Raw genomic sequence first — 15168 nt, 5'->3', positions numbered from 1 at the left:
TACGGGACGCCGCGATGCTGATCACATCTTGGCAACCGTCACTCACCCGGAGACAGATAAATGCCTTGGTATCATAGCCTCATAAAATGCACAGTCGGCGCCCTCGCCTTAACAAGTACCTGCTTTGCAATGGCCGCCGAGCTAGAGAAAGAAGAGCTAAAATTCGGCTTCATAAAACTTACCGACATGGCGCCACTGGCCATTGCTTACGAAAAAGGCTATTTCGAAGACGAAGGCTTATACGTCAGCCTTGAAGCCCAGGCTAATTGGAAAGTACTACTTGATCGCGTCATAGACGGCGAATTAGACGGCGCGCACATGTTGGCTGGACAGCCGCTCGGCGCCACCATCGGCTTTGGCACTCAGGCCCACATCATTACCGCCTTCAGCATGGATCTTAACGGCAACGGCATTACCGTTTCCAATAGCGTGTGGGAAGACATGAAACCCCACATCCCCAAACAGGCCGACGGCAGACCTGTTCACCCAATCAAGGCCGACGCGCTAAAACTCGTCGTCAACAAATACAAGGCTGAGGGCAAGCCCTTTAAAATGGGTATGGTTTTCCCCGTATCTACTCATAACTATGAATTGCGCTACTGGTTAGCCTCTGGCGGAATTCACCCAGGCTATTACGCGCCATTAAAAGGCGATACCAGTGGTCAGATTGACGCCGACGCGCTGTTATCGGTTACCCCTCCACCACAAATGCCCGCAACCTTAGAAGCCGGCACTATCGACGGCTACTGTGTAGGTGAGCCGTGGAATCAGCAAGCTGTCTTCAAAGGGATTGGCGTCCCAGTTATAACTGATTATGAAATTTGGAAAAACAACCCCGAAAAAGTGTTTGGCGTGAGCAATGAGTGGGCTGAGAAATACCCAAACACCCACATTGCCGTCGTGAAAGCCATGATTCGCGCCGCCAAATGGCTGGACGAAAACAACAACGCCAACCGCCCAGAAGCAGTTAAAATCCTCGCTAAATCAGCTTACGTCGGCGCCGACTACGACGTTATAGCTAACTCGATGACCGGCACGTTTGAGTATGAAAAAGGCGATAAGCGCGACGTCCCCGACTTCAACGTGTTCTTCCGTCACAACGCCACCTTTCCCTACTACTCTGATGCGATTTGGTATCTCACCCAAATGCGCCGCTGGGGCCAAATTCCTGAGCACAAACCCGACAGCTGGTATATGGAGATCGCCAAGAAGGTTTACCGTCCAGATATATACCGCAAAGCTGCCGAACAATTGATTGCCGAGGGCAAGGTCAGTGCCAGCGAGTTCCCAAACTTCGCGATCGAATCCGGCTTTAAACCACCTCAATCTGAGTTCATTGATGGCATTACCTACGATGGCAAAAAGCCTAATGAATACATCTCAAAATTCAGCATCGGCCTAAAACCAAAAGACACTCTGAAGTAGTAGTCGTACCGCCCCGCTGCTCACAGCGGGGCAAAAGGAGCACCTATGTTTAAACAAAACACCCTGCATTACTTGAGTGTTGCAGGTTTCGCATGGCTAGTCCCACTCATTAAGCTTGCCAGCTGGGAGAACCCCCGGGAGCAAGCACAGGAAATCGTTCGCCTCATTGGTCTGCCAGTGATCGCCATCTTGGTATTTCTGGCCATCTGGTCTACGGCAGCATCGCGCATTGACACCAGTCTTGGTACCTTCCCCGGCCCAACCGCCGTGGTCTCAGCAGCACAGGGTCTGTATCAAGAACACGTAGTTGAACGTGAAAAGGCGGTCGCCTTTTATGAACGCCAAAATAAACGCAACGAAGAAAAATTAGCTAGAAATCCAGACGCCGAAATTAAGATCCGCGACTACACCGGCAAGCCGACGTATTTCGACCAGATTATTACTAGCCTCATAACCGTTTTTACTGGTTTTCTGATCGCATCGATTATCGCGGTTCCCATCGGTATAACCTGCGGTCTTAGCCCGCTATTAAACACCGCTATTACGCCAATCATTCAAATACTCAAACCCGTGTCGCCCCTTGCATGGCTCCCATTGGTGACCATGGTCGTCAGCGCCGTCTACGTTAGCGATGACCCCTTGCTGTCTAAGTCGTTTATCAACTCGGCTATCACCGTCACGCTGTGCTGCATGTGGCCAACCTTGATCAATACCGCCGTCGGCGTTGCCAATATCGACAAAGACCTAATCAACGTTGGCCGCGTCATTCAGCTTGGCTGGTTTACACGGGTTACTAAAATTGCGATTCCCGCCGCGCTACCGATGATCTTTACTGGCCTGCGAATCTCCCTTGGCATTGGTTGGATGGTATTGATTGCGGCCGAAATGCTCGCCCAAAACCCGGGGCTTGGTAAGTTTGTGTGGGATGAATTCCAAAACGGCAGCTCTGAATCCCTCGCCCGCATCATGGTCGCGGTCATCACCATTGGCTTTGTCGGGTTCATTCTGGACTCATTCATGCATACGCTTCACAAAATCATCGCCCACGACGAAGCTTGAAACAAAGGATTCTGACATGTCGACTTATCTTGATATTTCACAAATTAGCATAGAATTCCCTACGAAAACGGGCCCGTTTAAAGCCCTAGACAAAGTGGACTTAAAAATTGCTCGCGGCGAGTTCATCTCTCTGATTGGCCACTCGGGCTGCGGCAAATCAACGGTACTTAATATCGTTGCCGGACTTTACGAAGCGACCGAAGGTGCCGTAATACTCGAATCCAAAGAGGTTAATGCACCTGGCCCAGACCGTGCTGTGGTATTTCAGCATCACTCACTGTTCCCCTGGCTGACGGTTTTTGAAAATGTCGAAATTGCAGTGAAGCAAGTTTTTAAAGGCAAAAAGTCCAAGGCCGAAATGCGTCAATGGGTGGACTACAATCTCGCCTTGGTACACATGTCCCATGCCAGCCACAAGCTCCCTGCGGAGATCTCAGGCGGCATGAAGCAACGCGTTGGCATCGCTAGAGCACTGGCCATGGAACCCAAAGTATTGCTGATGGATGAGCCTTTTGGTGCCCTCGATGCTTTAACCCGCGCGCACTTACAAGATGCCCTTATGGAGATCCAGTCGGAGCTGAACAATACCGTCATCCTCATTACCCACGATGTTGACGAGGCAGTACTGCTTTCAGACCGCATTGTCATGATGACCAATGGCCCCGCCGCGAAAGTAGGTGAAATCCTCAATATCGACCTGCCACGTCCGCGCGACCGTTTAGCGCTGGCCGACAACCCCGACTACAACCACTACCGCGCTGCGGTGCTAACTTTCTTGCACCAAAAACAAGCAAAAAAACCAGCGTCACCGCCGCAACTCTCGTCAGCGGAACCACTAACCGAAGTTAAAAAGGCAGTAGGGGCATAATATGGGCGCCATCCACAATAAGAACGGACTCCGCTTAGAGAAAGCCGACGTCACACTCGGCTTCATTCCGTTGACAGATTGCGCACCGCTGGTGATCGCCCACGAAAAAGGCTACTTCGCCAGCGAGGGACTCAACGTCACCCTCTCAAGGGAAGTGTCTTGGGCTGGCATTCGCGACAAAGTGGGACTCGGTATTTTGGATGGCGCACAAATGTTGGCGTCCATACCCGTCGCTTCGCGCCTTGGCGTCGGTGGGCCCAAAATAGACATGGTCAGCGCCATGGTACTCGACCTCAATGGCAATGCCATTACCGTTAACAATCAACTATACAACCACCTCTATGAAATCGATTCACGCAGCGAATTCAGCCCACTAATCGCGGCGCAGGCCTTGCAATGCTTAATAGAAGAAAACAAACGGAGTAAACGCCCAAAATTGCGATTTGGGGTCGTTTATCCCTGCTCCACCCAAAGCTACGAATTGCGCTACTGGTTAGCCAGTGCGGGCATTGACCCCGACCGAGATGTCGAAATCGTGGTAATTCCCCCGCCAAAAATGGTCACCGCGATGACCGACGGCGACATCCACGGATTCTGTGTAGGTGAGCCTTGGAACACCCTTGCAGTACAACAACAAATTGGCCATGTGGTCGCCACCAAATACCAGCTATGGAACAACAGTCCAGAAAAAGTATTCGCCGTGAGTGAGAGCTGGTCGAAAGATAACCCCGCAACCCATCAAGCTTTACTGAGGGCCTTGATCAAAGCATGCATTTGGTTGGACAAAAAAGAAAACCGCAGGCTCACCGCTAAAATCATCAGTCAGGCGGCGTATATCGCCCTACCAGAGGAAACAGTTGCCCTATCATTAATGGGTTCATCCCTAAAGCACCATGGCCTGCCGCCAGAGAAAGTAGACGACTTTCATGTTTTCCACCGCTATTCCGCGAACTTCCCCTGGCTAAATCACGCCGAGTGGTTTATTTCGCAAATGTATCGCTGGGGCCAATTAACAACGCCAGTCAATATAGAAGAAACCGTCGCTGCCGTGTACAAGCCCGGCTTGTTTCGCATCGCAGCCGCAGCGCTTGGCATTGAAAGCCCCAGCATCGACCGGAAAACAGAGGGCAATTTACATGAGAAAATGATGTTGACGAAATCCCAGCACATCGGCCCCAATCAATTTTTGGACGGAAAAATTATTAGCGTCGGCGGCATTATTAAATATTTGGAAAAACAAAATCTTTCCAAGGCAGACATTCCCGCACTACGGCTAATTAACGCCCAAAAAGAGGTTTAACTCGCTTCATGAAATTGCTATTGATTGATGTTGACGATATTCGCGCCGACAAGCTTGCGCCCATCATTGCCTGGACCGGCATTGACATGATTACCATTAACGACAGCAACGCCGATATTTACCAATTAGTCGGCGAAATGCACCCAGAAATTATTCTTGTCGACACCAATTCACCCAATCGCGACACCCTAGAACACTTGGCTCAACTTCAGAAGAATGCACCGCGCACCGTCATTAAATTGGAAAACACGCGCTCCGAAGGCATCAACCGCCTTGCCGCCGAAGCCGGCATCAGCCTTTATGCCATCGATGCAGTTCCCACCGCGCTATTGCAAGCCTTGATCGACATAGCCATAGCCTACTTCCACAGCATCGACCAATTGCGCTACGAAGCTGAACACATAAAGCCCATAATTGAAGCCCGACAAGTGCTGAATAAAGCCAAAAGATTCATTATGGACACTTACGGCTTAGCAGAAGACCAAGCCAGCGACTTACTCAGTAAAAATGCAGATCGCCAGCGCCGGCCGGTTACCGAGATAGCTCGCCAATTACTGGATACCGGCTCATTTATTTAAGCGCTACCATAGGGTCAAATTGCGACGGAGGACGTCAAGCGGCAATAGGCCCGCTATGAAAGCGAAATTCCTGCTCTACTGTCTCAATCAAGACCTGCTCTTTGGCCCTAAAAAAGGCCACGCGTGGGGCTATTGGCTCCACCGCATAGCGTTCAGCCAATGACAGATAGTCCTTGAAGTGCCGCGCTTCAGACTTCAACAAAGAAGTATAAAAAGCGCCCAATTCCTCATCTAACAAAGGCGCAATACGCGCAAAGCGCTCGCAGGATCGCGCCTCAATCAACGCACCGATAATTAAAATATCGACCAATTTGTGGGGATCGCTAGTCCGAGCACCAGCGCGTAAACCGTTTGCATAATTGGCGGACGATAAATGGCGATACTCGACGCCACGCTTTTTCATGATCCCCATAACCTGCTCAAAATGGCGCAGCTCTTCCCGCGCCAATTTTGACATTTTCATCAGCAAATCAGGCTTATCCACGTAGCGAAACATAAGATTAAGCGCGGTACCCGCCGCTTTCTTCTCGCAATTGGCGTGATCAATCAGCATTTCTTCCGGGAAACGCAAGGCGGCATCGACCCAGCCCTGTGGCGTCTCGCAAGGAAGAAAGTCGAGTATTTCACTGATATCAACGGCCATGAGAATGCATATCCAATCTAAAACAGGGCAAGAAAACGGCCGCAGTATAGCAAAATTGCAGCCTATTTCAGACGCAATGCAACTGAATAACCACACACGGCAGAAAAATTAAACGTCGCGATGTAAATACCGACCGATATAGCGCTGGTAATACGCCTCTGACAGCAGATAAAACTCCTGATCAATCATCTCACGTAGCGATATTAAGGGCTCCGTCCGGTATTCAGCATCAACGCTAAAGCCAAATTGGGCACTATCACTGATCTGACCAGCCCCCGCTCGCAATAGCTGAAACAACCAAACATAGGGGCTTTTATGCGCTGGGTAGCGAATACGCTGAGTCTGCAGCTGCCACTCCAAGAGCTTTACGTCGTGAATGCGGAGTTTATTTTCCATGACTTGAACCAAAAAACCGTCCAGACGCGCATCAATAATCGCCTTTTGGTCATCGTTGTAGCTATTCCAGTCAATCACCTCGTGACTGTAACGTTTGCAGCCACGGCACACCTCATCGCCCAGCGCCGTTGAACAAACACCGATACAGGGAGTTACAACACGCGGATGCACAACAGCCAAACTAGACTCCTAAGAAAGCGGCAAATATAGGGCGTAAAGAGTAAGCCAGCACCGCATAGGCTGGCAAGCGCGGTAATAAGCTTAACCTCCGTGTGGTTTTTCAGTATACTTGCTGCCCCCTATTTCGCATCGATGATGGGCATCGATAGCCCCGGCCCCGGCGATCCCGGCGGATGCGGGTACCGAAACTGAAAAGAGGAGTTACACTGTGCTTGAAGCATATCGGAAACACGTCGACGAACGCGCCGCGCAAGGCATTGTTCCCCAGCCACTCAACGCTGAACAAGTCGCGGGCCTAATCGAGTTGCTCAAAAATCCGCCTGCAGGCGAAGAAGCAACCCTTGTTGACCTGATCTCCAACCGTGTACCACCCGGTGTCGACGAAGCCGCTTATGTTAAAGCCGGCTTCTTGTCAGCTATCGTTAAAGGCGAAGCCAGCAGCCCACTTCTGAGCAAAGAAGAAGCAGTTAAACTGCTGGGCAATATGCACGGTGGCTACAATATTGTGACTCTGGTTGACCTCCTCGACCACGCAGATCTAGCCAAACTCGCCGCAGAAGAGCTTAAGCACACCCTGCTAATGTTTGACGCATTCCACGACGTAGAAGAAAAGTCTAAAGCCGGTAACGCTCTGGCTAAAGAAGTTATTCAAAGCTGGGCCGATGCAGAGTGGTTCACCAACCGCCCTGAAGTTGCCGAAAGCATTGTTAACACCGTATTTAAAGTCACCGGCGAAACCAATACTGATGACCTATCACCTGCGCCAGACGCATGGTCACGCCCAGACATCCCGCTGCACGCATTAGCGATGTTTAAAATGGAGCGCGACGGTATTAAGCCCGACGTACAAGGCAGTGTTGGCCCACTTAAATTGATCGACACCCTGAAAGAAAAAGGCCACCCCATTGCCTTCGTTGGCGATGTTGTTGGTACTGGCTCTTCGCGCAAATCTGCGACCAACTCGGTACTTTGGTTCTTTGGCGACGATATGCCTGGCGTGCCCAATAAGCGCTCTGGCGGCATTTGTATCGGTAGTAAAGTCGCTCCTATCTTCTACAACACCATGGAAGATGCTGGCGCACTCGTATTTGAAGCCCCAGTTGACGAATTGAGCATGGGCGACGTGATTGAAATCCGCCCCTACGACGGCGTAATCAAAAATGTTGAAACTGGCGCTACCCTGAGCACCTTTGAACTGAAGTCACCCGTACTGCTTGACGAAGTTCGCGCTGGCGGCCGTATCAACCTGATCATTGGTCGTGGCCTAACCGCGAAAGCCCGTGAATCTTTGGGTCTGCCCACGTCTACCCTATTCCGCTTGCCCGAGCAGCCCGCAGATACAGGCAAAGGCTACACCTTGGCGCAAAAAATGGTTGGTCGCGCCTGCGGTCTGCCCGAAGGTACTGGTATTCGTCCAGGAACTTACTGTGAACCCAAAATGACCACTGTTGGTTCACAGGACACCACTGGCCCAATGACCCGTGACGAGCTGAAAGACTTGGCCTGCCTCGGTTTCTCTGCCGACCTGACCATGCAGTCGTTCTGTCACACTGCGGCTTACCCCAAGCCAATCGACATCGACACCCAGCACAACCTGCCAGACTTCATCATGACCCGTGGCGGTGTTTCACTGCGCCCAGGCGACGGTATCATCCACAGCTGGTTGAACCGCATGTTGCTGCCAGACACTGTTGGCACCGGCGGTGACTCCCACACCCGCTTCCCAATGGGTATTTCTTTCCCCGCGGGTTCTGGTCTAGTTGCCTTCGCAGCTGCCACCGGCGTTATGCCACTGGATATGCCTGAATCAGTATTGGTTCGCTTTAAAGGCAAAATGCAGCCCGGCATTACCCTGCGCGACTTGGTTCACGCCATTCCTTACCAAGCGATTAAAGAAGGTCACCTGACCGTTGAGAAAAAGGGCAAGAAGAACATCTTCTCTGGCCGCATTCTTGAAATCGAAGGTTTGGCCGGTCTGACTGTTGAGCAGGCATTTGAATTGTCTGACGCCTCTGCAGAGCGTTCAGCCGCGGGCTGTACCATCAAGCAAGGCATTCCAGAAATCTCTGAATACCTGCGCTCTAACATCACCCTACTGCGCTGGATGGTAAGCGAAGGCTACGGCGACCCACGTACCCTAGAGCGCCGCGCTGCCAATATGGAAGCATGGCTGGCTAACCCAAGTCTGCTTGAAGGCGACGCCGATGCCGAATACGCTGCCGTTATCGAAATCGACCTAGACCAACTGAAAGAGCCTGTAGTTTGCTGCCCTAACGACCCAGACGACGCTAAGCTGCTGTCTGAAGTTGCCGGCGACAAAGTAGACGAAGTCTTCATCGGTAGCTGTATGACCAACATCGGTCACTTCCGCGCCGCTGGTAAACTGCTAGACGCCAACAAGGGCACGCTGAATACCCGTCTGTGGATCTCTCCACCGACCAAAATGGATCAGCACACCCTGATGGAAGAAGGCTACTACAACATCTTCGGCGCTTCTGGTGCACGCACCGAAATGCCAGGTTGTTCACTGTGCATGGGGAACCAGGCACGTGTTGCCGATGGCGCTACAGTACTGTCTACCTCAACCCGTAACTTCCCCAACCGTCTTGGCAATGGCGCTAATGTCTACCTGACCTCTGCTGAATTAGCATCGGTTGGCGCGATCTTGGGCCGCCTGCCTACGCCGGCTGAGTATATGGAATACTGTAAAGATCTGGATGCCATGTCTGGCGAGATTTATCGCTACATGAACTTCGATCAGATTGCGTCTTTCCAGAAAGGTGCTGAAGAAGGTAAGCGTATAGCGTCAGTAGAAATTACTGAAGTATCGATGTAAGTCTTTGACTTAAGTCGTTGAGAGAGCCGCCTTCGGGCGGCTTTTTTGTGCCAGTAACATTACGCCTTGACCATATGTTTTTAGATTCATCACATGTCATAGCGCACTGTATCGAATTTATGCTCATCAACTACGAGCTAGACAAGCCCCCTTTGAACTCGCCGAGCATCGCAGAAACTGAGCGGGGCCTTTAGCGAGCACTGTTTGAGCCGAAGGCGAGTTGCGCAGCGCCGCTCAATTTTGAGAAGCACAGGGCACCCGAAGGGCGAGTGATGGGGTGTGCTTTTTCTTGCTTACTTCTTTTTTCACACAAAAAAGAAGTAAGTCGCCCAGCGAGGCGAAAACCGCTCTAGCAGCGTAGCCAGCGTAAAATTTTAATCAGCTTTCTTCAAAGCGCGCTTCTCATCACGGCGCCGCGCAAAAAATGCCTGCAATACAGCCGTGGCCTCCGCAGCCAGCACACCACCCTGCCAATCCACCCGATGATTCATTTGCGGTTGGTCGAATAGCTGTAAATGGCTGCACACCGCCCCGGCCTTAGGCTCAGCAGCGCCATACACCACGCGTTGAATGCGGCTATGGATAATAGCCCCAGCACACATAGCGCAGGGTTCAACGGTCACATAGAGAGTGGTGTCCGGCAGGCGATAATTATTAAGGCTTTGCGCGGCATTGCGCAGCGCCACAATTTCAGCGTGAGCCGTAGGGTCAGCCTTGGATATCGGCTGATTAAAGCCCTCGGCAATAACTGTATTATCTTTAACGATAATCGCGCCAACTGGCACCTCATTGGCTATATCAGCCTGCTGCGCCATTTCTAATGCATGGCGCATCCAATACTCATCAGAAAGCTCAGACATGCATATTACGCAATGACCGAAAAACCGCGTGTTTACTGCCGAACATTATTCGCCTCCATCAGTTTCACCCGAAAATATATGAATTCGCTATTTTAGCCTATTAATGACAGTACCGCCGCTAGCCGAAAACATACTAAAAACTGTAAAAATTCTGTGCTAATGTCGATTTAGCCCTCGCTTGCGCGACAAATAACGTTAAACAATGGACTAAATTATAAGGAGAATAAGCATGGCCAACAAACACGGCGATTTCATCTGGTACGAGTTAATAACAAACAATACTGACCTCGCGCAATCATTCTACGGGAATGTACTCAACTGGGAATTCAACGATAGCGGCCAAGCCGAGATGGATTATACGATTATCACCGCCAAAGCCAGCGCCGACATTGGTGGCATGCTACAGATTACGCCTGAGATGAAAGCAGGCGGCGCGCAACCAATATGGCTAGGCTATATCGCCGCAGACGACGTTGACGCCTGTATTGAGCGGATCATCACCGCCGGTGGCACAGAAATAATGCCGGCAACTGACATTCCTGATATTGGCCGTATCGCGATGGTAAGCGACCCCCAGGGCGCGCTGTTTTATATTATGCGGGGGCTTAGCGACGAAGCCAGTCTTGCCTTTGCCGCTGACCACCCTAGGGACGGACACTGCGCGTGGAACGAGTTAATGAGCAGCAATCCCGCTGGGGCGCGCTCATTCTATGGCAAGGAATTTGGCTGGATTAAAGACGGCGAAATGGATATGGGGCCAATGGGTACTTACGAGTTTTTACGTCACGATCACATGATCGGCGCAATAATGCCAAGTCCAGAAGCTATGTCACGGCCAATGTGGAATTTCTATTTCAGAGTTGCAGACATAGATATCGCGGTCGAAAAAGTAAAGGCTGCCGGCGGAACGATATTAACTGGCCCAGACCCAATTCCAGGCGACGAATACACCATTCAAGGACTCGACCCACAGGGCGCGGTATTTTCACTCGTCGGTCAACGGAAAGCCGGAACATAAGTCAGTAACTTGATGACGAAACTAGGCGGCCTCAAATCACCGACGCCGCCTTCTTAGACTTACCTTACAAAGCGCGCTTAACTTTACAATAGCCTTCTTTAATCTCCTCGCCTAAAAGGGATATCGCGGCGTGCACGCTCTCGACAGTCGGTTCCACTTCTTTATTGAGGTGCTTGGTTTTATCCACGAGTTGGCCCCACTTTTGTTCTAGTTCCTGCCACTCGTCACGCACTTCCATATTAGCCAAATGAATTTTCACGTTGATATCATCACGCTGCTCACGCAATTTTTCGATCATATCGTTAAAATTTTGCTTTGTACTCATCATCCACTCTCCATACGGCAAGGCTGCGAAAATGCGCTAAGTTAATGCTACCTGTTTGATAGAAAAGCGAATTGATTCAAATCAAGCAAACTCAAAAGCCATTGGTAATAGCCAAGCCGTGACGTGGAGGCATCAAGGGCTCGGCACTCTTTTACCTACGCGTCTGCTTTTATTTCTGCTACCGTCAGTTGTAATATTTTCACAACAACCCAATAGTCCTTAGGCTAAGCCAGCGTTTAGCAGGTTCTGGACTTCGTAAAGGCAACACATGTCATCTTATCAACAAAATCAAACACCTAAGCAAGACGCCCCACAGACAACAGGGGTTCACCTAGTTTGCTTACCCAGAAACAGCCGTAACACGGCTAACGCCAGCCGAGTGCAGCTAAAACCTCAAATATACCGGTACGCCTTATTCACCGTACGTCTATTTTGCATACTGTTTAGTGTTACCGCACACCCGAGCTACGCTGAATCAACATTCACCCAACAAACGAGTAATGACCTGCAACTTCGTCTAAATGCGGCGCAATCCTCTGAAAAACTCAATTCCGAACAACGCGATTTTATTGTCCAACTCTACCAGCAAGCCCTCGACAATTTGGCGCAAGCAACAGAAGACCGCAATCAAGCCCAAGGATATATCGACCAAATCGCGACGGCTGCCACACGGCAGGCAGAGATTCAGCAGAAACTTGACCAGCCCCTCCCAGAAATCGACGTTAGCGGTAAGCTTAGTCTTCTCGAAAAACGCTTACTCAATCAACAGGCCACTTTACTCGAGCTCCACAGCGAAGAAACCGCTATAAACGCGCGAATACTATCTGCGCAACAAGACGTTTCGCCACTAATAGAGACTGCCTTGCAGAAGCAGTCTAACGCTGAAGCGCAATTAGCAGAGAGTCCCGAAAGCCAAACAACAGAACTAGCCAGAGCGCGCCGAGCGTTCAACGAGAGCGAAAGCGTAGCCGCCAATGCACGAGTTGAATTATTGCGACAACGCTTAATTTCCAGAGATTCACGACTTGAAATTTTGGACCTTCAGCAACGCTTAGTAGTAAGAAAAATCGATATTGCGAATCAAGCAATCGAAAAACTACAAGAAGCCGTAAGTAGCGCCCGCCGAAATCAGGCCAATACTATTGCTGAGCAAGCCCAACAACGCCTTGTTGAGCTAGAAAATGCGGATGAAGAGATTAAAAAAATTGCCCAAGATAACGCCGAACTCGCTAGCGATATTGCCAACGTCACGGCGCGCACAGACGATTTACTCAACAAACTAGCGGGGCTACGTGATGAGCGGTCCTACGTTGAACGTTATTCCAACAGCATGGCACAGCAGCTTGCCATCACTGGCGCCGACCGCCTGTCAACCTTGGGCGTCGATCTACTCGAACAGCGCCAGCAGTTCTTCCAGCGCGCTGCACTAACACTAAAAACTAAGGCGCTAGAAGAAGAACTCGCCCGCGCCCAATTGACTAAACTTCGCCTCGAAGACCGCCAGTATTTAATGACCAAAGAGAATAGCACAGGCCTGAATTCACAGCGCGACGAGCTGCACGACGAACAACGCCAACTGCTTCAGAACGGCACCAAAATCTACCGACGGTATATTGAAACAATAATGACTACCCGAAGTGAAAATATCGCCCTGAACACAAAAACGGCTGAATACATTGAGCTGCTTAATAGTCGTCTGCTGTGGATTCCAAGCACAACACCACTATGGACTCAGCTAAAGCAAGCAATAGAGCAAGACTCTCCTTGGTCGGCGCGCCTACCGAAATGGCAAGCAAACAACTTGTCCAAAAATACACCCTGGAATAATAAATGGCAGCTTTTTTTACTCGCCGTTCCGACGCTCATTCTTTTACTGAAGTCACGATTACTCACGCTGTTAAAAACGCTAGCGACGAACGTCGGCAAGGTAAATCGAGACCGATTTTCCTACACAGCGCTGGCATTGCTAGTATCCCTTGTACTGGCCTCACCAGGCCCCTTAGCGCTTGGCTTCTTAGCCGTTTTAACATCAGATGGCGGCGCATTCACAGAGCAAATTCACCAAGGGCTTAAGAATGCAGCGGGCTTGTGGCTACTGCTAAATGTCTTTCGCGAAATATGCCGACCAGACGGAGTTGCAGAATTCCATTTCAAATGGCGTCTCGACATCATTAACGTCACCAGAAAAAATCTACGCTGGCTTACCTTAACACTGGTTTTTGTCTCGCTTTTCATACCCATTGCAGACCACAGCGCAGATGGCAATACTATTATTAGCCGTATACTGTTCAGCATATCGTCTTTAGCGCTCGCCTACGTAACACACCGCGTATTATGGCAACTCTTCTTACTGAGAAATCAGGTCTCTAGCCGGAGAATCAGCTTTAAATATTTCGTTCACGCAGTGGCAGTTTGCATCCCCTTAACACTGCTCGGCCTGTCTTGGTACGGCTATCATTTCTCAGCACTCATGATCCAAAATAAGCTCTTTGTAACTGCATGTTTAATGGCAGTACTGTTTATACTCTACTCCCTGACCTTACGCATATTCTCAGTAATTGAACGGCGTATGACGCTCGAGCGGCTGCGAGTAAAGCGCAAAGCCGAACAAGCACAAAACGCGAATCGCCAAGCGGCAGACAATGCCGGCGAAGGAATGCCCGAATCCATTGATGCCACTGAATACGACATGGACACGATTACCCAGCAAACCAGAGGCTTTTTAGGCTTATTAACTGGCGTTGCGGCAATCCTTCTAGGCTGGGAATTATGGGCAGAAATACTACCGGCACTGAGCATACTCAATACCGTCGAACTTTGGCACGTGACGGGTGACAATCCCGCACTGGGTGACAAGGCAATCACTCTTGCCGACGGTATCATTGCCGTCATCATGATGACCTTAACGTATTTGGGCGCGCGCAATTTACCCGGCATTTTAGAAATTTCGATCCTACGTAAACTGCAACTCGAATCCGGTAGCAGCTATGCCATCACCACCGTGGTGAAATACATTATCGTGATGGTTGGCATTATTGTTTCACTGAATATTATCGGCGCTCAATGGTCGAAACTGCAGTGGCTCGTCGCCGCGCTCGGTGTCGGCCTTGGTTTCGGCTTACAAGAAATTGTGGCTAATTTTGTTTCCGGGTTACTCATCTTATTCGAGCGACCCATTCGCGTCGGCGATACCGTCACGGTCGGCAATCACACCGGAACCGTTACCCGCATCCGTATTCGCGCGACAACACTCACCGACTGGGATCGCAAGGAGCAGATAATTCCCAACAAAACCTTTATTACTGAGCAGCTCACCAATTGGACATTAAGCGACTCTATTACCCGGCAAATAATTAAAGTAGGCGTCGCTTACGGCTCTGATGTGATTGCCGTGCATAAATTGCTCTCTAAAGTCATTGAAGACAACCGTCGAATTACCAGAGATCCGCCGCCATCCGTCTTTTTTGTCGGCTTTGGCGACAGTAGCCTCAACTTCGAACTCCGCGTATTTGTACCCAGCATGCTCGACATCATGCCCTTAATTCACGAGATTCACGTGGAAATAGAGGCAACGCTGAGAAAACACGAAATAGAAATCCCCTTCCCACAACGGGATATATGGATCAGATCAGAGGACGAGCAATAGACTATGCGATGGCAGCGGCCAAAAGGCCGCTTGA

At 50.3% G+C, this 15168-nt stretch carries 12 protein-coding genes; 8 read left to right on the top strand and 4 right to left on the bottom strand.

Going from position 1 to position 15168, the window contains the following annotated elements; translation table 11 throughout:
• Positions 1-129 precede the first annotated feature (129 nt).
• The 5 genes from HNQ57_RS13125 to HNQ57_RS13105 are packed head-to-tail and all read left to right on the top strand — an operon-like array spanning position 130 to position 5230.
• Positions 130-1425, top strand: coding sequence for a CmpA/NrtA family ABC transporter substrate-binding protein (locus tag HNQ57_RS13125; RefSeq protein ID WP_226968225.1), 1296 nt, complete (start codon positions 130-132; stop codon positions 1423-1425).
• A 45-nt stretch (positions 1426-1470) separates the two neighbouring features.
• Positions 1471-2484, top strand: coding sequence for an ABC transporter permease (locus HNQ57_RS13120; protein WP_184463713.1), 1014 nt, complete (start codon positions 1471-1473; stop codon positions 2482-2484).
• Positions 2485-2500: 16 nt separating this feature from the next.
• The gene (locus HNQ57_RS13115; RefSeq protein WP_184463711.1) at positions 2501-3352 is read left to right on the top strand and encodes an ABC transporter ATP-binding protein; all 852 of its coding nucleotides are present in this window, start codon (positions 2501-2503) and stop codon (positions 3350-3352) included.
• Position 3353: 1 nt separating this feature from the next.
• On the top strand, positions 3354-4652 hold the full coding sequence (locus HNQ57_RS13110; protein WP_184463709.1) for a CmpA/NrtA family ABC transporter substrate-binding protein: 1299 nt from the start codon (positions 3354-3356) through the stop codon (positions 4650-4652).
• An 8-nt stretch (positions 4653-4660) separates the two neighbouring features.
• A complete protein-coding gene (locus HNQ57_RS13105) occupies positions 4661-5230 on the top strand; it encodes an ANTAR domain-containing response regulator (protein ID WP_184463707.1) in 570 nt (189 codons plus the stop codon).
• Positions 5231-5264: 34 nt separating this feature from the next.
• Here HNQ57_RS13105 and HNQ57_RS13100 read toward each other — a convergent pair whose 3' ends face one another.
• Both HNQ57_RS13100 and HNQ57_RS13095 read right to left on the bottom strand, forming a co-directional pair.
• Positions 5265-5873, bottom strand: coding sequence for a MiaE family protein (locus tag HNQ57_RS13100; RefSeq protein WP_184463705.1), 609 nt, complete (start codon positions 5871-5873; stop codon positions 5265-5267).
• A 108-nt stretch (positions 5874-5981) separates the two neighbouring features.
• Positions 5982-6440 (bottom strand): DUF1289 domain-containing protein, encoded by a 459-nt coding sequence (locus HNQ57_RS13095; RefSeq protein ID WP_338112918.1) that lies wholly within the window; start codon positions 6438-6440, stop codon positions 5982-5984.
• A gap of 217 nt (positions 6441-6657) precedes the next feature.
• Here HNQ57_RS13095 and acnB point away from each other — a divergent pair, with 217 nt between their 5' ends.
• Positions 6658-9285 (top strand): bifunctional aconitate hydratase 2/2-methylisocitrate dehydratase, encoded by a 2628-nt coding sequence (gene acnB / locus HNQ57_RS13090; RefSeq protein WP_184463701.1) that lies wholly within the window; start codon positions 6658-6660, stop codon positions 9283-9285.
• 374 nt (positions 9286-9659) lie between these two features.
• Here the strand turns inward: acnB and tadA are convergent, their stop codons facing one another.
• Positions 9660-10145: a tRNA adenosine(34) deaminase TadA gene (gene tadA / locus HNQ57_RS13085; protein WP_184463699.1), complete on the bottom strand. Its 486-nt coding sequence runs from the start codon at positions 10143-10145 to the stop codon at positions 9660-9662.
• Positions 10146-10374: 229 nt separating this feature from the next.
• On the opposite strand from tadA, the gene HNQ57_RS13080 reads away from it, so the two are divergent.
• On the top strand, positions 10375-11163 hold the full coding sequence (locus HNQ57_RS13080; protein WP_184463697.1) for a VOC family protein: 789 nt from the start codon (positions 10375-10377) through the stop codon (positions 11161-11163).
• Between the two features lie 64 nt (positions 11164-11227).
• Here the strand turns inward: HNQ57_RS13080 and HNQ57_RS13075 are convergent, their stop codons facing one another.
• Positions 11228-11491 (bottom strand): hypothetical protein, encoded by a 264-nt coding sequence (locus HNQ57_RS13075; protein ID WP_221301717.1) that lies wholly within the window; start codon positions 11489-11491, stop codon positions 11228-11230.
• Between the two features lie 265 nt (positions 11492-11756).
• On the opposite strand from HNQ57_RS13075, the gene HNQ57_RS13070 reads away from it, so the two are divergent.
• Entirely contained in the window at positions 11757-15134 is a 3378-nt protein-coding gene (locus HNQ57_RS13070) for a mechanosensitive ion channel domain-containing protein (RefSeq protein ID WP_184463693.1), read from the top strand.
• Positions 15135-15168 lie beyond the last annotated feature (34 nt).

It is taken from the genome of Zhongshania antarctica (assembly GCF_014202945.1).
Taxonomy (GTDB): domain Bacteria; phylum Pseudomonadota; class Gammaproteobacteria; order Pseudomonadales; family Spongiibacteraceae; genus Spongiibacter; species Spongiibacter antarcticus.
This window is presented reverse-complemented; position numbering and strand designations above follow the sequence as displayed.

Excerpts from the sequence above, each read along its gene's own strand:
- HNQ57_RS13125 (WP_226968225.1), top strand. The coding sequence starts at position 130 with ATGGCCGCCGAGCTAGAGAAAGAAGAGCTAAAATTCGGCTTCATAAAA.
- HNQ57_RS13120 (WP_184463713.1), top strand. The coding sequence starts at position 1,471 with ATGTTTAAACAAAACACCCTGCATTACTTGAGTGTTGCAGGTTTCGCA.
- HNQ57_RS13115 (WP_184463711.1), top strand. The coding sequence starts at position 2,501 with ATGTCGACTTATCTTGATATTTCACAAATTAGCATAGAATTCCCTACG.
- HNQ57_RS13110 (WP_184463709.1), top strand. The coding sequence starts at position 3,354 with ATGGGCGCCATCCACAATAAGAACGGACTCCGCTTAGAGAAAGCCGAC.
- HNQ57_RS13105 (WP_184463707.1), top strand. The coding sequence starts at position 4,661 with ATGAAATTGCTATTGATTGATGTTGACGATATTCGCGCCGACAAGCTT.
- HNQ57_RS13100 (WP_184463705.1), bottom strand. The coding sequence starts at position 5,873 with ATGGCCGTTGATATCAGTGAAATACTCGACTTTCTTCCTTGCGAGACG.
- tadA (WP_184463699.1), bottom strand. The coding sequence starts at position 10,145 with ATGTCTGAGCTTTCTGATGAGTATTGGATGCGCCATGCATTAGAAATG.
- HNQ57_RS13080 (WP_184463697.1), top strand. The coding sequence starts at position 10,375 with ATGGCCAACAAACACGGCGATTTCATCTGGTACGAGTTAATAACAAAC.
- HNQ57_RS13075 (WP_221301717.1), bottom strand. The coding sequence starts at position 11,491 with ATGATGAGTACAAAGCAAAATTTTAACGATATGATCGAAAAATTGCGT.
- HNQ57_RS13070 (WP_184463693.1), top strand. The coding sequence starts at position 11,757 with ATGTCATCTTATCAACAAAATCAAACACCTAAGCAAGACGCCCCACAG.